This is a genomic window from Allobosea sp. GW823-FHT01F03, assembly GCF_058798075.1.
The window spans coordinates 1,838,507-1,855,560 of sequence record NZ_CM179505.1 but is presented as its reverse complement, the minus strand read 5'-3'; the positions used below and the strand labels follow the sequence as shown (position 1 = coordinate 1,855,560).

The following is a 17,054-nucleotide window of genomic DNA, read 5'->3' as shown; positions in this document are numbered from 1 at the left end:
TTATGGTGACTGATGCGGAATGGCGCTGTCCGCCCGGCCCTGCATGAGGAACCCGATCAGCGGATGGCTGGAGTTCAGATGTCGGAACCGCTCACGATCGAACCCGTCTCGCCACATCTGCTGCGCTCGCTGCGCGAGCATGTGCATGAGCGCCTGCGCCGGGCGATCGTCGCGGGCAATTTCCGCAATGGTGAGCGCCTGAACGAGCGCCACCTTGCCGACCTGCTCGGCGTCTCGACCACCCCGGTCAAGGACGCGATCCGCAGGCTCGAAAGCGAGGGCCTCGTCCGCACCGAGGCGCGCCGCGGCGTCTTCGTCGAATTCTCGGCCAGGCAGGCGCTGGAAATGGCACTCGGCCGCGCCGCGCTCGAAAGCGTCATGGCCCATATCGCCGCAAACCGGATCGGCGACGCCGAGATCGCCGAGATGGCGGGCCTGATCGACGAGATGGCGCATGCGACCGAGCACAGCGCGCTCGAGGACCTCGTCACCCTGAACGAGGCCTATCACGGCATGATCCACCGGATTTCTGGCTGCGCCTATCTCGAGCGCCGGCTCGATGGCCAGCGCATGTACGACCACGCCCAGCGCATCGCTCTGCTCGGCGAGCCGGCCGAACGGCGCCAGGGCTATGTCGAGCACAAGGGCATTTTCGAAGCGCTCGCCGCCCATGATCCGGCACTCGCCGAGCAGAGGATGCGGAGCCACATCGTGCGCTCCGCCAAGAGCCATGTGCGCCAGGTCTTCGGCGCCGACGCGGAAGGATTGGCCTATGACGAATGAGAGCGGACGGCAGCAGAAGGTGCGCACGGCCCTGCGCGGCATTTCCGGCGTGCACGTCACCGCCTGGAAGAGCGATGGCGAAGCCGACTGGGCGCTGACCGGCGAGATCGTCGCCCGTATCGCCGAGGCCGGCATCCACAACATCGTCTCGGCCGGCAATACCGGCGAGTTCTACCCGATGACCACCGAGGAGGTGGTGCGCAGCCATGCCGTCGCGGCCGAGGCGGCCGCCGGCAAGGCGCTGGTTACCGCCGGCATCGGCCGCTCGCTGCGCGAAGCGGTCTCGACCGGCAGGCTCGCCGCCAGGGCCGGCTGCGATGCGGTGATGGTGCATCATCCGCTCGATCCCTTCGCCGCGCCGCAATCCCAGGCAGACTATTTCCTGGCGATCGCCGAGGCGCTGGAGATCCCGCTCGTCGCCTATGTCCGCTCCGATGCGATCGGCGTGAAGGATCTCGCCCGCGTCGCCAACCACCCGAACGTCGCCGGCGTGAAGTTCGCGTCGTCCAACATGATGCTGCTGGCCGATTGCGTCCGCGAGACGCAAGGCTCCAGCGCCAACTGGATCTGCGGCCTCGCCGAGGGCTGGGCCGCGCCTTTCTATGCGCTCGGCGCGCGCGGCTTCACCTCCGGCCTGATCAATGTCGCTCCCGAGCGGTCGCTGGCGGTCTGGCGGGCGCTGGAGGCCGGCGATTACGACGCCGCGCGCCGCGAGGTCGACGCCATCGCCGGCTTCGAGAAGCTGCGGACCAAATACGGCAATGGCGCCAATGTCACCGTGGTCAAGGAGGCGCTCGGCCTGCTCGGCACCAATGTCGGCCCGGTCCGCCTGCCCGGTCTCCCGGAGCTCAACGCGAGCGAGCGCGCCGAGTTGCGGGCGATCGTTTCGAGCTGGGGCAGCCGCCGGGCGGCGGCGGAATAACCCCTGTCATTCCGGGGCCTCGCGCAGCGATGAACCCGGAACCCACGACCAGGTGAGCCCCTCGTCTAGTGAAAGTCGTTTCACCCAGTCGTGGGTTCCGGGTTCGACCCTGCGGGCCGCCCCGGAATGACAAGTCGTTGAATTGCCAAAGAACACACCGAGGAAACGCCGATGTCCCATCCCCGCAAGACGCCCGACACGCTGCGCTCGAAGCGCTGGTTCGGGGCGAGCGACCTGCGCTCCTTCGGGCATCGCTCGCGGGCGCTGCAGATGGGGCTCAACCATGACGAGTTCATGGGCAAGCCGGTGATCGGCATCCTCAACACCTGGTCCGAGATCAACCCCTGCCACACTCATCTGCGCGACCGCGCCGAGGCGGTGAAGCGCGCGGTCTGGGCCGCCGGCGGCTTCCCGGTCGAGATCCCGGTGATGTCGGCCTCCGAGCAGTACCAGAAGCCGACGACCATGCTCTATCGCAACTTCCTGGCGATGGAGGCGGAGGAATCGATCCGCTCCCATCCGCTCGACGGCGCCGTGCTGCTCGGCGGCTGCGACAAGTCGACCCCGGCCCTGATCATGGGCGCCTGCAGCGCAGGGCTCCCCTTCATCTTCGTGCCGGCCGGGCCGATGCTGCGCGGCAACTGGGCCGGCAAGACGCTCGGCTCCGGCGCCGATGTCTGGAAATACTGGGCCGAGAAGGAGGCCGGCAACATCTCCGACGAGCAATGGCGCGAGATGGAGAGCGGCATCGCGCGCTCGCACGGCACCTGCATGGTGATGGGCACCGCCGCGACCATGATGAGCCATGCCGAGGTGCTCGGCCTCACCTTGCCCGGCGCCTCGGCCATCCCCGCCGCCGACGCCGCCCATCCGCGCATGGCGGCGGCTTCCGGCAAGCGCATCGTCGAGATGGTCTGGGAAGACCTGACGCCGGACCGCATCCTCACCCGCAAGAGCTTCGAGAACGCGCTCATCGTCCATATGGCGGTCGCCGGCTCGACCAATGCGATCATCCATCTCGTCGCCATGGCCGGGCGCGCCGGCGTGCCGCTCACCCCGGATGATTTCGACGAATTCTCGCGCAAGGTGCCGGTGATCGCCAATCTGCGGCCTTCCGGCGAATTCCTCATGGAGGACTTCTTCTATGCCGGCGGGCTCCCTGCCCTGCTGAAGCAGCTGGAGAGCAAGCTCCACACCGACGCGATGACCGTGACCGGCAAGCCGATCTCGGAGACGATCGCCCTCGCCCAGGTCTATGACGACAACGTCATCCGTCCGCTCGACAAGGCGGTCTCGACCGCCAACGGGCTCGCCGTGCTCAAGGGCAACCTCGCCCCCGATGGCTGCGTCATCAAGCCCTCCGCCGCCGAGCCGCGCCTCTTGAAGCATTCCGGCCCGGCGCTGGTCTTCGAGGACTATGACGCGATGATGCGGGCGGTGAACGACGAGAATCTCGACGTCACCGCCGAGCACATCATGGTGCTGAAGAATTGCGGCCCGGTCGGCGGCCCCGGCATGCCGGAATGGGGCATGCTGCCGATCCCGAAGAAGCTGCTTAAGCAGGGCGTGCGCGACATGCTGCGCCTCTCCGACGCCCGCATGTCCGGCACCAGCTACGGCGCCTGCGTCCTGCACATCGCTCCGGAAGCCTATATCAAGGGCCCGCTCGCCGCCGTGCAGACCGGCGACATCATCAGCGTCGATGTCGAGGCCCGCAGCATCTCGGTCGATCTGACAGACGCCGAGATCGCCGCGCGGCTGAAGAGCTGGACGCCGCCCGACCGCGACTATGCCCGCGGCTATGGCAAGATGTCGGCGGCCCATATCCAGCAGGCCGACAAGGGCTGCGACTTCGACTACCTCACCGGCACGGCGAAGGTGGCGGAACCGGAGATCCACTGATTACGACGGCGCGGCTGACTTTTGCTCTGCCGCGCCCTCCTCTTCTCGCACCTCCTGTCTTGGGATGGTCACTTGGCATGTTGTTGCTGCTCTGCTAACAGCCTGCGCCTTGCGAGGTCGCTCAGGCTGGGCCGTTGAGGCCTACGGCGCGGGCGGGCTGTGATCGTCCGGGTCGAGAGCGGCCCCACCATGTTCCGAAGGCGCAGTGCATGCTTGAGAACAAGCGGGTTTTCATCACCGGCGGAGCCGGCTTCATCGGCTCGAACCTTGCCGGTCTGCTCATGGACCGCAACGAGATCGCGACCTATGACAATTATGCGCGCGATGCGGCGAGCACGGTGCTCGGCGACAATGTCAAGCGCATCAAGACCTATCGCGGCGACGTGACCGACGAGGCGACGCTGGCGGCGGCGATCAAGGAATTCCGTCCGACCCATCTGGTGCATTGCGCCGCGGTGGCGGGCATCGACACGGTGCGCCAGAAGCCGGTCTCGACGCTGGAGATCAACACGCTGGGCACGGTCTATGCGCTGCGCGGGGCGCTGGCGGTCGGCGACGACATCGAGCGGGTGGTGACCTTCTCGACCAGCGAGATTTTCGGCTCGCATGCCTATGGCTCGAACGAGACCTCCTCGGCGGTGATCGGGGCGGTCGGCGAGGCGCGCTGGGGCTATGCGGTCTCGAAGCTGGCGACCGAGCATCTCACCCTGGCCTATTGGGCCCAGCACAAGCTGCCGACGGTGGCGCTGCGCCCGTTCAACGTCTACGGCCCCGGCCAGGTCGGCGAGGGTGCGCTCTCGACCTTCATCAAGCGGGCGATCCGCAACGAGCCGATCCAGATCCACGGCTCGGGCACGCAGATCCGCGCCTGGTGCTATGTCAACGACATGGTCGCCGGCGTGATGGCGGCGATCGAGCACCCCAATGCGCCGGGCAAGGCCTTCAACATCGGCAATCCGCGCGCCGTGACCACGATCTACGGCCTGGCCAGCACGGTCATCCGCCTGCTCGGCTCCTCCTCCAAGATCGAGTTCACCTGGAAGGACTATGCCGATATCGAGCTGCGCGTCCCCGACACCAACTGGGCCCGCACTCAGATCGACTTCGAGGCCAAGGTCGACCTCGAGGAAGGCATCCCCCTGACAGCCGAATACTACCGCTCCCAGATGAAAAAGTGACAGCATGTCGTGGCCGCAGCGGTTCAGGGCCCGGCATGGCCGCCCGCCGCGCGTCCTGCATGTCGGAAATGTCGCGAACTATGCCTTCGTCAATGCATCGCTGATGCGCAGGCACGGGGTCGAGGCCGATGTCATCGACCCCGATTCCTATCACATCATGGCCCATCCGGCCTGGTCGGAGGCGCTGATCAGCGGCGACTGGGGCGATGATTTCAACCCGAGCTGGGCACGGGTCGATCTCGGCGGCTACCGCGCGCCCGACTGGTTCGCCCAGGGGCCGCGCGATCTCGTTCTCGGCTTCGCCGCCGCCCGCGCCGCAGGCGATGCCGCGGGCGCGGCGCAGGCACGCATCCAGATCGACACCGCCGTCCGGCGCCGGGCCCGCCTGCTCGCCCTGACCCGCCGGCTCCGGCCAGCCCTTGCCGCCGCCCCGGCCCTGACGCGGATCGCGCGCGGACTGGGACGTGGCCTGGTCTACGGACGAAAGGCTCCGGCTGCCTCCACCCCTGTCTCGACCCAGGTTCCGGCCGATCCCGGGCTCCCCCCCGAAATCACCGCCTTGCGGGCGCTGGGGCCGGCGCTCGAGCGGGCGCTGGCCGGCTATGACGTCGTCGTCGGCTATGCGCTGGGCGCGATCTACGGGCTCGCGGCGCGTCACCCTGCCGTCGTCGCCTGCGAGCTCGGCACGCTGCGCGGCCTGCCTTTCGAGGACACGCCGGCCGGGCGGCTCTGCGCCTGGACCTATCGCAATGCCGCCATGGTGATGATCACCAATGCCGATTGCGTCGCCAGCGCCGAACGGCTCGGAATCGCCGACGCCGATCGCCTGCCGATCCTGCATCCTTTCGATCTCGACACGGCGGATGCCCCGGCGGCGCTGCCGAACGGGATCGCTGACGGCGCCCCCTATTTCCTGGCTCCGGCGCGCCAGCACTGGACCGGCGGCAGCGCGAGCTTCCTCAAGGGCAACGATGTCATCATCGAGGCCGCGGCCCGGCTCGCCGCGCAGGGGCGGGCCTTCCGTCTCGTCTTCATCGAATGGGGCGAAGATGTCGCGGCGACGCGGGCGCTGATCGAGCGCCACCGGCTCGCCGACCGGACGATCTGGCTGCGCCCGGTCTGCCGGCGCCGGCTCTGGCCGCTCTATGACGGCGCGGTCGCTGTGCTCGACCAGTTCCGTGCCCAGGCCTTGGGCGGGATCGGGCTGGAGAGCCTGGCGCGCGGGCGCCGTCTCGTCTCGCGCTATGACGAAGCGGCGGGCGAACTCTATTTCGCGGAGCCGCCGCCGTTGCTCGCCGCCAGCGACGTCGCCTCGCTCGCCGCGGCGATGGCCGCCTGCCTCGACGATCCCGATGATCGCGCCGGCCGTGGCGCCGACGGCCGGGGCTGGATGGCGCAGCAGCATGGCATCGAGCGCCAGCTCGCCGGCCAGTTCGCGGCCTTCGAGCGACTGACGGAACGGACGGACAGGCGATGCGCATGAGCTGCGCCGGAGCGGGCTGCGCTTCGCTCGAACATGCTCCAGGCAACGCAGGGTGCGGGGCGCGCCCATGACGCCGGCAGGCTGGACGACCGGTCCGGACGCGCTCGATCTGCCACACCGCTTCGAGCAGCGTTTCGGCCGGCGCATGCGAGTGCTCCATATCGGCAACATCGCCAATTACGCCTTCGTCAATGCCCGCATGCAGCGCCGGGCCGGGATCGACGCCGATTGCATCGAGCCGGGCTTCTTCCACATCATGGCCTGCCCGGAATGGCTGGAGGCACCGATCGAGGGCGACCATGGCGATGACCGCACGCCAAAATGGTCCAGGGTCGATCTCGGCGGCTACAAGCGTCCGGACTGGTTCGTTCTCGGCGAGGAGGGCCTGGCCTTCCGCTATCTCGCGGCGCGCCAGCACGGGCAGGCGGAGGAAGCGCGCAAGCTCCAGCGCCAGATCGCCTTCCACGCCCGCAGCTACGCGCAGGATATGCCGCTGCCGGCCGGCGTCATGAAGGCGCTGCTGACGAGCCGCAATCCCCTGGCGATGCGCCTGCGGCACTATGTGAAGCGATTGCTGCGCGGCCCGGGCAAGACGCTGCCCGCAGCGGCGGGGGCGGAAGCCATGCTGGCGGCGGGCAGCTTCGCGATCGAGCCCCCGCCCGCGGTCCTGCCCTTCATCCAGCGCAGCGCGCTCTGGCGGGACACGCTCGCCTGGTACGACGTGATCCAGGGCTACACCATCCAGTCCGTCTATCCGGCCGCGGCCGGGCTGCCCAATTTCCTGTCCTATGAGCTCGGAACCATCCGGGGCCTGCCCTTCGAGGAAACGCCCGAAGGCAGGCTGACGCGCTGGGTCTATCGCATGTCGCCCGAGGTCTTCGTCACCAACAGCGACTGCATGCCGGCGGCCGAGGCGCTCGGCCTCGACATGGGCCATGTCCACAAGGTGCTGCACGCCTTCGACATCGACGATGCCATCGCTTTCGCCGCCACCTGGAACGAGCCCGAGCCGAGCGGCCCGCCGGTGTTCTATGCGCCCGCCCGCCAGCACTGGAAGCACGGCAATGATTCAATCCTGAAGGGAAATGACGTCGCGATCCGGGGGGCGGCGCTGCTGAAGGCGCGCGGCCACGATTTTCGCCTGGTGCTCGGCGAATGGGGCGAGGAAATCGGGCTGAGCCGTAAATTGATCGTCGAGCTCGACATCGCCGACCGGATCGACTGGGCCAAGCCGCTGCCGCGCCACAAGCTCTGGCCCGCCTATATGCGGGCCCGCGCCATCATCGATCAGTTCCGCAGCCCGGCCTTCGGCGGCGTCTCGCTCGAGGCGCTGGCGCTCGGCAAGCGGCTGATCACCGGCTACGATCATGGGCTGGGCGGAGCGTTCTTCTCGGCACCGCCGCCGATCCACAATTGCCGGACCGCCGAGCAGGTGGCCGATGCGATGGAGGCCTGCCTGCGCGACCCCACGGACGAGGCGGGGCTGGGCCGTGCGGCGCAGGACTGGATGCGGCGCGAGCACAGCGTCGAGCGCCAGCTGCGCGAACAGTTCAGCGCCTATGAGGCGCTGCTGGCGCGTCTTTGCTATCAGGACGGACGCTGGCAGGCTGGCTGAGCCGACCAAGCCGCGTCGGCGCGGCCGGGCTCCTGGTCAGGCGCCGGCCTTGAAGTCGAGCTTCTCCTCGAGGAAGCGCATGGAATCGCTGTCCTTCTGCAGCAGCACATGGCCGTGGCGCACCATCGAGCTGAAGTCCTGGCGGGCATACTCGTCCATGTTCTTGATGTAGCCGAACTCGATCCGGACCTTGGAAACGCCCTCCATGCCGGGCTTGGCCAGCAGCAGCCGCCCCTGCTGTTCCGCGGTCGCCTTGAGCGCCGCCTTCTGCTCGGCAGGAGACAGCGCCTCGATCTGTGCGCGCTGGGAATAGAGATCGATCAGGGCAAAGACCGTATCGCGGCGCGCGACGAAGAAGACCTGCTTCTCCTCCACCGTGACGGCGCTCTTGGCATCCTGTGCCCAGGACGGTTGCTGGACGAACACGCCAGCCGTCAATACGAGTGTTGCGGCAAGTGCCGCGAGCCTGCCACGCATCGTCATCTCTCCAGTTCAGCCGGCATGACAGCGAACTGGCTGCCGCCGGGTCGCCGGAAACCGGGCGAATACACCTGCCCTTCCGGCTCGACGCTCTCTGGCCCGCATCGCGAACCCGAGCCGATCTTCACGGGCCTGCTCTATAGCATCGGACCGAAAAGTGGAATCCACTTTTCGGAAAACTCCGATGCGATAACAAAAAGCTGGATCACCGTAACCGCGTCCGAACGGACGCGCGGCGATCCAGCGAGCCCGGCGGACCTGCGTCAACCGCGCTGCCCGGGCTAGGTGGCCAGATGCACCAACATCGCACCCAGGAAGCGCGCGACATCGCCCGGCGAATTCTCGAGGAGCAGGAAGCTGGCGCAGATGAAGTGGAAGCAAAGCAGCCAGGACAGGCCGATCAGGATCGGGTTGCTCTCGACCCTCGCCTGGGTTTCGGGCGTCAGGAAACGCTCCCGCAGCGCGCGTGCGCTGACCGCCGCGACGACGCCCGCAGCCTGAGCGATGCCAAAGGCCACGAAATTCAGGCCCGGCCCGTGCCAGGCCCCGACGAGCAGAAAGGTGACCGCCAGGGCCGCGATATTGGTCAGGAACAGGCTGCGCCAGCCGCTCCAGTCGCCGAGCAGGCGGAACAGCGGCGTGAAGACATAGTCGCGGAACCAGGTGCCGAGGGAGATGTGCCAGCGCGCCCAGAACTCCTGGACATTGCGCGACAGGTAGGGGCGATTGAAGTTCTCGGGAAGCGTGCTGAACCCGCACAGGCCAGCGCATCCAATGACGATGTCGGTGTAGCCGGAAAAGTCCAGATAGAGGAAGATGAAGTAGCTGTAGAAGGTGACGAGCCAGGCGAGGGCGTTGAATTCACCGCCGGCGGCGCTGCCGAGCTTGCTGGTTTCCAGCAACATCGGCGCCAGCACGAACGCCTTGAGGATGCCTGTCGTGATCCGGTGCGCGCTGGCGAGCAAAGCATCTTCGCCGGGGCGACCGATCTTGCCGAGGCCGGCGACGAAGTCGGGATAGCGCTGGATCGGCCCGGCCAACAGGCTCCAGACCGCGGTCGTATAGGCGAAGTAGCGCGCGAGCGAGAAGGGCTCGGTGCTGTAGGGGGCATCCACGATCAGGTGGATCTGCCGGAACATGATGTAGGAGACGCCGATCACCGCCACGGGGTGGCCGAGCAGCCCGGTGACGTCGAAACCGGGATAGCGCCGCAGGACCAGGAAGAGCGCGATCTGGAGGAGCACGGTGCCGAGCACGGCCCGCGTCGGCGCCGGCTTGCCCGATCCCCAGTGATGCCGCGCCATCAGGAAGGGCGGGACGAGAAAGATCAGCAGGCAGGCGGCATCGATCCAGCGCAGCCAGGAGAACAGCATGGCGAGGTTGACGGCGATCAGGACGGTCAGGAAATGCCGCCGCATCGGGGTCCAGGCCGCGACCACCAGCGCGAGGACGAGAACAAGAAAGCCGACCGTGCCGACCGTGATCGGGGATGCCCAGAAAGACACTCGTCACCGCTCCTTCGAACGACGCTCAGCGGGGATTGGCCGACGCGGCCAGAAGACGGGCAAGCGGCTGGCTGAGATGCTGGGCCAGGATGCGATAGCCATCGGCGTCGAGATGCATGAAGTCGAGAAAGAAACGGGCCGAGAGTTCGGGCAGCGGCGGCACCATGACCAGTTTTTCCGAGGCGTAGCCCTGGAGGAATGACAGGATCTTCTGTCGGTTCTCCTCGGCCTTGGCCGGTGCCATGAGCTGACCGATCTGGGTCGGATTCTCGGTCGAGTAGAAGACGATCGCATGCGCGCCGGCGCCGCGGACGAAGTCGAGGGTCCGCTTCAGCGCCTGCGCCTGGAGGTGCTGGTCGGAAAACGCCACGCTCTCGAAGCGCGCCCTCGCACGGAACAGGAGCACGAGCTCGTCGCCGGGCGGCGAGGCAGCGTCAGGGTCGGCCAGATAGAGGGGCAGGAACCGGGTGAGCGTGTGCAGGGCTTCCCGATAGGAGCCGCCCAGATAGCGCTCCTGCAGAAAGTCCAGGTTCCGGTACAGGACCCAATGCGATGCCAGCAGGTCACGCGTCCGCTTCGACCAGGAAGCCTCGTCGCAGCTGCGCGGCAAAGCGTCCTGCGCGTCGCGGCAGAGCCTGGCGAGCCAGGGCCTGGCCATCGCAGCTTCGGCCTTGTCGAAATCCGCCGAGAAGCTGCGAATGCTGACATTGGTGATGATCGCGTCGGCCCCCGCCTTCAGCGCGTCGCGCGCGACGAATTCCATATCGGCCGGCAGCATACCATTGGCGCCGAGATTGACGACGAGCGCGCTCTTCAGCGCCGGATCGGCCGAAAGCCGCTGCTGCAACTGGCGATCGATGGTATGGTTGCGCCAGCTCCGATCGCCGTGCTCGGCCATCGTCTCGCCGACGACCTGGGAATCGCCGATGACCGCGACCACCGGTCCGGGATGGCGCCGGATCAGCTCCAGCTTGGCGAGATAGGTATCGGTGCTTTCGATATCGACGGCTTCCGCAAGGGCGTGCGCCTCATAGAGGTTCGACGCGACGAGGCGGTCGACCGTCACGAAGCAGCCGATAGCCGCCGCGGCAGCCAGGAGCCAGAGCCAGATTCGCATCATGTTTCCAAACCGAAGGGCCGCCTGGATCGCATCAGAGGAGGTGGCACGATCAGAAGTTCTGATAGATGAACCGGGCCGTCTCGCTTCTCACCAGCAACAGGATGAGGCCGATCTTGAGCATCAGCCAGAAGATGCTGAGCCCGCGCTGGAAAGTCCCGTTGCTCATGTCGCGCGGCTCATCACCTGATAGTTCATGCCTTCCGTCCCGGCCAGCGCGAAACCGTTCTTGCGATAGAAGGCGATGGCGCGCCGGTTGTCGGCGCGCACATGCAGGCTCAGCCCGGCATGGCCTGCCCCCGCCCGGTGGAAAGCGTCGAGAACCTTCCCGGCCAGCCCCGTGCCACGCTGCGCGGAGGCGACCGCGATGCGGGCGAGATAGAAGCTGCCGGCGGGCACCGTGGGAACGCTGCGGCGATGCTCGTCCAGCACGGCGAGCGCCTGCTCGAGCTTGTCCGGATCCAACCTCGAGAGGCAGTGGAAGACGCTCTGCTGCTGGCGCTCGGCCTGCGCGTCGGCGGGGTAGCCGGCGAACAGCCCGACGACCACGCCTTCCTGCAACGCTGCGACCGCGTCACCCAGCTCCGAGCCTTCCGTGACGAATTCATCCGCCACGCAGGCGAGCAGATCCTCGTGCGAAAAGGGCAGTCGCTCATAGAATTCCTGCAGGGCCTCGACAGCCAAGGCCGCCGCCGCAAGGCGGCTGGGCGCGTCGAGATCGCGGCAGGGCGCGAAGGAGGGCGTGGTCACGGTCCCGTCCTTCACGGCGTTTCAGCTCGGACGGGAATGGCGGCAAGCGCCGGCGCCAGCTTCTCCGCCATTTGCTGGGCGAACCACTGATGGCCGCGAGGGCTCAGATGGAAATCATTATCCCAGGTGAGATAGGCGCCACTGCGATCATTGAATCCGCGCGGCAGATTCGGATGCACGCAGGCGATCCCGGCCTCCTTGCAGACGCGGCTCTGATTGGCGAGGAACGGAACCGCGCCATACTCCACCGCTGTGCCGTCCGCGAGCTTGGCCACGGGCTGGCAGAGATTGCGGCAGGCTGCCTGGTCGAAGCCGGTAAACAGGGCCAGCGGCGTGCCTTGGAACTCCTCCTTGTACAGGCGCAGCATGTCGGCCAGCAGCTTGTAGGCGTCCTTCATCTCCGGGGTCATCTGGCCGAAGGGAACGGTGGACTCGGCTGCCAGCGGGATTCCGGCCCGCAGCGGCTCGTTCGTCGCCTTGGTCGTGAACACGCCGTAGTTCGGTTCCCAGCGCTTGAAGACGAGCTTGCCTGCCGAGTCGTACTCGAAATGGTCGAGCGGGCTGCTTTCGTAGTCGAAGCCATAAGTCCGCCTCAGGATCTCCGGGCTGAGCTGGTTCATCGCGATCGAGGAGATCTCGATCAACAGCATGTCCGGCTTCAGATCCTTCACGACATGCTTGAGTCGAGGGTACAGCGCGCCCGGGTCGCCATTGTCGCGGCCGACCACGATCGCCTCGACGCAGCGGCCGAGGCGCAGCCCGAGCTCCTCCTCCAGCAGGATGTTGTACTTGTCGGAACGGTTGACCTGCAGAGCGACCGAAAAGCTGCTGCCGGCAAAGGCGACGCGCACGCAGCTGTCGGGCCTGCCGCTGAAACGGTCGATGTCGATATGGCCGAGATTGTTCGCGAAAGTCACACTATCGTATTCTTGGGCAGCGTGATCATAGCCGACCCAGCGTTGGCGGCTATGCAGAACGTACCGTGAGGCAAGCTCGGCATCTGTCCCGAATTTCAGCGAGGACAGGCGAACATCGGGCTTGGCGCCGGTCGGGTTGGAAAAGGCCGGGGCTACGGCGATATCGAGATCGTTGCGATCGAGAACCGGTTCGAACCAGCGGCCGAGACGGCTGAAATACAGCTGGTTCTGGTGCTTGTAGCGCACCGAGATCGGGCGACGGGCGTCGACGCCAGCCAGCATGAACTCTCCGGATGCCGACAGGCCCACGGTCCGCCGGCGGTTGCTCTCGTCGATGATCTCGACCGAAGCCCCCCGTTCGATCGCCACATTCGTCACGCGGCCGCGCAAGGTGACCGTCTCGGCTGGCGGCAGGGGCGCCAGAAGCGCGGCCTGGGTCAGCGAGAGCGTCGTGCCGGACATGCCACTCAGGATCAGAAACCAGGCCTTCACCTGTGGCTTGCCGTCCGGCCTGCCGAGCGCTTCGGCGAGTTTGGGCGGCAGTGCCGCCACAAGGCGATCATTGTTGCGCTGGAGGGCGATGCTCGCATCGCCTGCGGCAAAATAGCTGGCGATGTCGGCCGGCAGATTGGCCGGCGCGGCACCGGGGGCGTTGTCGCTGCTGAATCCATGCGCGAACCGGACGACCTCGCCGGAGGCCAGTTCCAGCCCGATCGTCAGTGTGCCCTTCGCAGGCATCGCATCGTGGAATGCGATCTCGATCGCGTTCGGCGGTCGGGCCGGGTTGGCGGTCGGACGCCAGATCAGGATCGACTGCTCTTCGCGCACGACGAGTTCGGTCGCCGACAGGCTGATCGGGCCGGCCCGGCGAGGCCGGACGTCTAGCCCGTAATTCTCGTAGAGCCCGCCCTTGCGTTCGAGACCGACCCGATCGATCAGCGCCAGGACAGGACCGGGCTGCACTGTGGCATCATCCGATTTGAGCCCGTGCGTGGTGCGCAGGGCCTCGTTTCGGGCCAGCCGCTCGGCGCGCTGCTGCTCGGTCAGATCGGCTCCGCCGGAACGCAGCGCCATGCGCAGCTCCCGCTGCATGGAGGCAGCGAGCCTTGCTTGGGCCGTTTCGATCATCGCGAGGCTAGACGAGGTCTGGGAGTGAGCCTCCAGCATTTCTGTGAGGCTAGACGCCGTCCGGGAGTGAGCCTCCAGCATCTCTGCCAGGCTGGTCGCGGCCTTCGTCTGGGCGGCCTCGAGACCGGTGAGCTTCTCCATGGCGGCCGCATTGACGCCCTGAAGCGCGCCGAGCGTCGCGCGCGCTTCCTGTACCGATAGGGTGACGGCCTCGATGCGCTGGCCCTGGCGCTTGAGCGCCTTCGCCATCTGGAAATACTGCCCCGTGGCGACGGCGCCGACGGTAACGACAACGGCGGTGGCGAGCCCGATCGCCAGAAGCTGCGGCTTGTTCATTTACTAAAAATTTCCGTTGGCGTGAGCAGAGGCCGATGGGTTTGAAGCCCCTGGGAGCGCGAATAGTCGCAACGGCCGGTATCGAAGTCGACTTCAACTTCGTCCTTCAGCACCTCGATTGCCGAGCCGCGATCAGGGTAACAGTTAGTATATGGCAGGCGCAAGCGAAGAACCGAACCTATCGATATCGCCGGGAAGAAGTAAAGGCCGTCCCTGTCAGTGGCGGTGCGGCGCGCGGTACCGTCGCCGTCGGAGGCCTCGACCGTGACGTTGGAAAGCGGTTCACCATCGGCGTTTGCAACCCGGCCCGCGACGACTTTCCGGCCATCGGGAGCGACTCCGTTGCCGTTGGGACGCAAGGCGTGGAGATATTCGATCGAAAGGCGCGAATTTTCCGCAGCATCGCGCAATTCGACCTCGATCTGCCTGATCTGCCCGAGCGGCAACGGCAGTCGCTGCCCGCTGTCCAAGGTATCCTTGGCGTCGGGCGTATCAAGCCAATCTGCGTCAGCAAGCGAAAGTACGGACGAAACCCATTCCTCGCTGGCAGCTTCTGGCATGGACAAGTACCCACTCGCTTCCAGGCTGGGACTGTCGCCCTCGCCCAACGACAATAACTGTCCATCTTGAAGTGTCAGCGTTATGTAAGCTCGACCCGGGCCTGATTTGCGGTAGCGAATCTTGATATGGGAAGTATTCCAGAGCTTGAGCTCATTGGGAACGAAAGTGAAGGCTGCTCGTTTATCCGCCCCTGTCTCCAGAGACAATTCGTGAGCTCCGCGTATGAGGTGCCCCTGGGTCGCGATGGCAATGCCACGACTCTCAAGCGGGGCCTTGCCGATCAGCACAGTCGGCGCACTGTCGTCCACCACGGTAATTGATTCCCGGCCGGAAGCGTCGGCGGAATTCCGAGTAAAACTGTCGATCTCCTGATCGTCCACTGTGACCCGGCTGCGGCTGGCGTCTTCGACATACACCGTCAGGCCATGGAGGTCGCGCGTTCCTGCCCCGCGATCCGGCACACGCGTCGCGAGCACCGGGTCGAGCCAGGAGCGAATCTCAACCGTCTGCGTTTCGCGCCTGTACCGCAGAAGACCACCAATCTGATGGTGCATCCGCCGATATCTCTCGACAGTGCCTGCAGGCGCGACCCAGACCCTCTCTGATTTCGGTACCAGCCCAGAGAAATTGTAGAAGCGATTGGTCAATGTTGCGAAGGGAGGTAAATTAGCGGCAGGAAAAGGCTGATCCGGGGTGGAATTAAAAAATGATTGACCGAAAGACGGGGCGGTTCCGAAATGCGTATACCAAAGATGTTCTACTCCTGCGCGTCGAGTAATTTCAGAAAGGCTAATCGCAGGCAGCAAGCCTATCACTGTCCCTTGCTCCATCGAACAAGGCCCTGTTGTTTTGCAGACAATAATTTTCTCTATCAAATCCCTTGATAGGTTTGGAAATTTCTTAAAAATATTATTCTTATATTCATCGATAGAAGTCGCAGGATTCCAGAAAGGCCATGTACGCCTCGTAACATGGAAACCGTCAAAGCTGTTTGCCGGCGGCGTGTCGATGCTGGCGCTATAAAGATAGCCAGAAACCTCAAATGGCCATACGGACCCCACGCCAAGCCGCTTCAATATATCGACGAGATAGGCATGGCGTGTTGGATTCGCGGCCAGTGGAGTGACTTCGGTATCGATGGCGGAGGTCGACGCTTCCGCTGCCACCGCATTGACGCCCAGCAGGGCGGTCCCGAATGACGCATTCTTTGTCTGGGACCCGTGCGAGGTGTAAATGAAAGGGCGGACATTCCAGGCCTCCAGAACAGGGGCCTGAATTAAAGCTGTCCGCCGGCTGAAGCCGTCACGTGAGAGCTCTAGGATACGGACTTCACAAGTCTCTTGACATGAGGGCGATATGAACTCGACACGCCGCAGGTCCGTGAAGTTGACGACTTTCTCCTGAATATCCGGCGCGAGGATATCGACGATGACACCGAAAAGCTCGCTTGTTGCCACCTGCGCATAACGAGCTTGCTCGATAGCCCCGGAGCTTACGGCATGCTCACTCCCGTCCGCGAATTTTAGGACTAAACTCAGATCCGCCGGGGGCTGGCGGTCAAAGCGCAGACGCAGAACATCATATCTCGCGCCCATCTGAAATGGATGCGCAGCGCCAGCGGTCTCGACCTGCAACCCATTGCGCAAGAAACGGCCTGCAGCGGATCTGCTAATAATTCTCGGAAATGCGCCTTCCTCCCAGCTATGGAAATGATCGATATTGCCGCGATGCCACTCGCGCAGAAGAACGGCGAAGGTCGGCAGCTTCCCAATCTTCTTTCGGTTAAGCTCTACTTGGCTGGAAAAAAAAGACGCAGCGTATGTAGCAAGGGGGAAGGTAGAGTCGGATATCGGCAGTCCGAGCCGTTCATTGAAAAAGCGGTGGATATTAACGCCATGCTCACCGCTTTGGGAATCAGCATCGCTAGAAAAGGCGACAAGATTACCAAATGGATAGGGGAAGCGCCTGATCTCGCCAGGCTCAACTGCACTGACAGTCAGAGCCTGGCATAGAAGAGCTAACGCCGCAATACTGGGGCCCGCGAGCTTTGACAGCAAAGTACTCAATTCCGAGAAACCCCGGCAAGCATGATGGCAGCATAAAGCCGCGAAGGCTGCGTTAAGACTGTTTTTTGCGTTCGATCATATCCGCGAGTTCGCCGACATTCTTGAAGCGTGAGATTTCGGTGGTGGCGAACTTGATGCCGAAGGCCTTCTCGACCTGGAGCACGAAGCGGATATGGGCGAGACTGTCCCAGCCCTTGACGTCGCGGGCGGTCAGTTCCGGGGTCGCGTTCAGGGCGGGATCGCGAAACAGCTCGCGCATCACTGAGGTCAAGCCTTCGTAGGTCTGTTCCGACGCCATGCTGGTTTCCTTG

At 65.2% G+C, this 17,054-nt stretch carries 13 protein-coding genes; 6 read left to right on the top strand and 7 right to left on the bottom strand.

Translation table 11 applies throughout. From position 1 onward, the window contains the following. The first annotated feature begins 78 nt into the window (after positions 1-78). From AC3RCC_RS08625 to AC3RCC_RS08600, 6 genes are all read left to right on the top strand, one after another. Positions 79-783 (top strand): GntR family transcriptional regulator, encoded by a 705-nt coding sequence (locus AC3RCC_RS08625; protein WP_291642796.1) that lies wholly within the window; start codon positions 79-81, stop codon positions 781-783. Continuing rightward, positions 773-1,705, top strand: coding sequence for a dihydrodipicolinate synthase family protein (locus tag AC3RCC_RS08620; protein WP_492258176.1), 933 nt, complete (start codon positions 773-775; stop codon positions 1,703-1,705). Before AC3RCC_RS08625 ends, AC3RCC_RS08620 begins: the two co-directional genes overlap by 11 nt. 171 nt (positions 1,706-1,876) lie before the next feature. Then, positions 1,877-3,607, top strand: coding sequence for an L-arabinonate dehydratase (gene araD / locus AC3RCC_RS08615; protein WP_492258175.1), 1,731 nt, complete (start codon positions 1,877-1,879; stop codon positions 3,605-3,607). Positions 3,608-3,816: 209 nt separating this feature from the next. Further along, entirely contained in the window at positions 3,817-4,785 is a 969-nt protein-coding gene (locus tag AC3RCC_RS08610; protein ID WP_452120066.1) for an NAD-dependent epimerase/dehydratase family protein, read from the top strand. 4 nt (positions 4,786-4,789) lie between these two features. Then, positions 4,790-6,268: a glycosyltransferase family protein gene (locus tag AC3RCC_RS08605; protein ID WP_492258174.1), complete on the top strand. Its 1,479-nt coding sequence runs from the start codon at positions 4,790-4,792 to the stop codon at positions 6,266-6,268. A gap of 67 nt (positions 6,269-6,335) precedes the next feature. Beyond that, entirely contained in the window at positions 6,336-7,883 is a 1,548-nt protein-coding gene (locus AC3RCC_RS08600; protein ID WP_492258173.1) for a glycosyltransferase family protein, read from the top strand. A 36-nt stretch (positions 7,884-7,919) separates the two neighbouring features. Here AC3RCC_RS08600 and AC3RCC_RS08595 read toward each other — a convergent pair whose 3' ends face one another. The 7 genes from AC3RCC_RS08595 to AC3RCC_RS08565 all read right to left on the bottom strand — a co-directional run bounded on the left by AC3RCC_RS08595 (position 7,920) and on the right by AC3RCC_RS08565 (position 17,041). Beyond that, positions 7,920-8,360: a hypothetical protein gene (locus AC3RCC_RS08595; RefSeq protein WP_492258172.1), complete on the bottom strand. Its 441-nt coding sequence runs from the start codon at positions 8,358-8,360 to the stop codon at positions 7,920-7,922. A gap of 284 nt (positions 8,361-8,644) precedes the next feature. After that, positions 8,645-9,868, bottom strand: a complete 1,224-nt coding sequence (locus AC3RCC_RS08590) for an MBOAT family O-acyltransferase (RefSeq protein ID WP_492258171.1) — start codon at positions 9,866-9,868, stop codon at positions 8,645-8,647. 25 nt (positions 9,869-9,893) lie between these two features. Beyond that, complete coding sequence (locus tag AC3RCC_RS08585) at positions 9,894-10,985, bottom strand: hypothetical protein (protein ID WP_492258170.1); 1,092 nt, start codon at positions 10,983-10,985, stop codon at positions 9,894-9,896. A gap of 165 nt (positions 10,986-11,150) precedes the next feature. Further along, positions 11,151-11,735 carry a GNAT family N-acetyltransferase gene (locus tag AC3RCC_RS08580; protein WP_492258169.1) on the bottom strand — a complete coding sequence of 195 codons (585 nt, stop codon included), beginning with the start codon at positions 11,733-11,735 and terminating at the stop codon, positions 11,151-11,153. An 11-nt stretch (positions 11,736-11,746) separates the two neighbouring features. Next, the gene (locus tag AC3RCC_RS08575) at positions 11,747-14,116 is read right to left on the bottom strand and encodes a hypothetical protein (RefSeq protein ID WP_492258168.1); all 2,370 of its coding nucleotides are present in this window, start codon (positions 14,114-14,116) and stop codon (positions 11,747-11,749) included. Beyond that, the gene (locus AC3RCC_RS08570; RefSeq protein WP_492258167.1) at positions 14,113-16,734 is read right to left on the bottom strand and encodes a carboxypeptidase-like regulatory domain-containing protein; all 2,622 of its coding nucleotides are present in this window, start codon (positions 16,732-16,734) and stop codon (positions 14,113-14,115) included. The genes AC3RCC_RS08575 and AC3RCC_RS08570 overlap by 4 nt, the downstream gene beginning before the upstream one ends. Before the next feature lie 61 nt (positions 16,735-16,795). After that, positions 16,796-17,041: an acyl carrier protein gene (locus AC3RCC_RS08565; RefSeq protein ID WP_291640193.1), complete on the bottom strand. Its 246-nt coding sequence runs from the start codon at positions 17,039-17,041 to the stop codon at positions 16,796-16,798. Positions 17,042-17,054 lie beyond the last annotated feature (13 nt).

What these genes read in the sequence shown, in the direction of transcription:
- araD (WP_492258175.1), top strand. Translation starts at nt 1,877, where the DNA reads ATGTCCCATCCCCGCAAGACGCCCGACACGCTGCGCTCGAAGCGCTGG.
- AC3RCC_RS08600 (WP_492258173.1), top strand. Translation starts at nt 6,336, where the DNA reads ATGACGCCGGCAGGCTGGACGACCGGTCCGGACGCGCTCGATCTGCCA.
- AC3RCC_RS08595 (WP_492258172.1), bottom strand. Translation starts at nt 8,360, where the DNA reads ATGCGTGGCAGGCTCGCGGCACTTGCCGCAACACTCGTATTGACGGCT.
- AC3RCC_RS08610 (WP_452120066.1), top strand. Translation starts at nt 3,817, where the DNA reads ATGCTTGAGAACAAGCGGGTTTTCATCACCGGCGGAGCCGGCTTCATC.
- AC3RCC_RS08625 (WP_291642796.1), top strand. Translation starts at nt 79, where the DNA reads ATGTCGGAACCGCTCACGATCGAACCCGTCTCGCCACATCTGCTGCGC.
- AC3RCC_RS08620 (WP_492258176.1), top strand. Translation starts at nt 773, where the DNA reads ATGACGAATGAGAGCGGACGGCAGCAGAAGGTGCGCACGGCCCTGCGC.
- AC3RCC_RS08585 (WP_492258170.1), bottom strand. Translation starts at nt 10,985, where the DNA reads ATGCGAATCTGGCTCTGGCTCCTGGCTGCCGCGGCGGCTATCGGCTGC.
- AC3RCC_RS08605 (WP_492258174.1), top strand. Translation starts at nt 4,790, where the DNA reads ATGTCGTGGCCGCAGCGGTTCAGGGCCCGGCATGGCCGCCCGCCGCGC.
- AC3RCC_RS08575 (WP_492258168.1), bottom strand. Translation starts at nt 14,116, where the DNA reads ATGAACAAGCCGCAGCTTCTGGCGATCGGGCTCGCCACCGCCGTTGTC.
- AC3RCC_RS08565 (WP_291640193.1), bottom strand. Translation starts at nt 17,041, where the DNA reads ATGGCGTCGGAACAGACCTACGAAGGCTTGACCTCAGTGATGCGCGAG.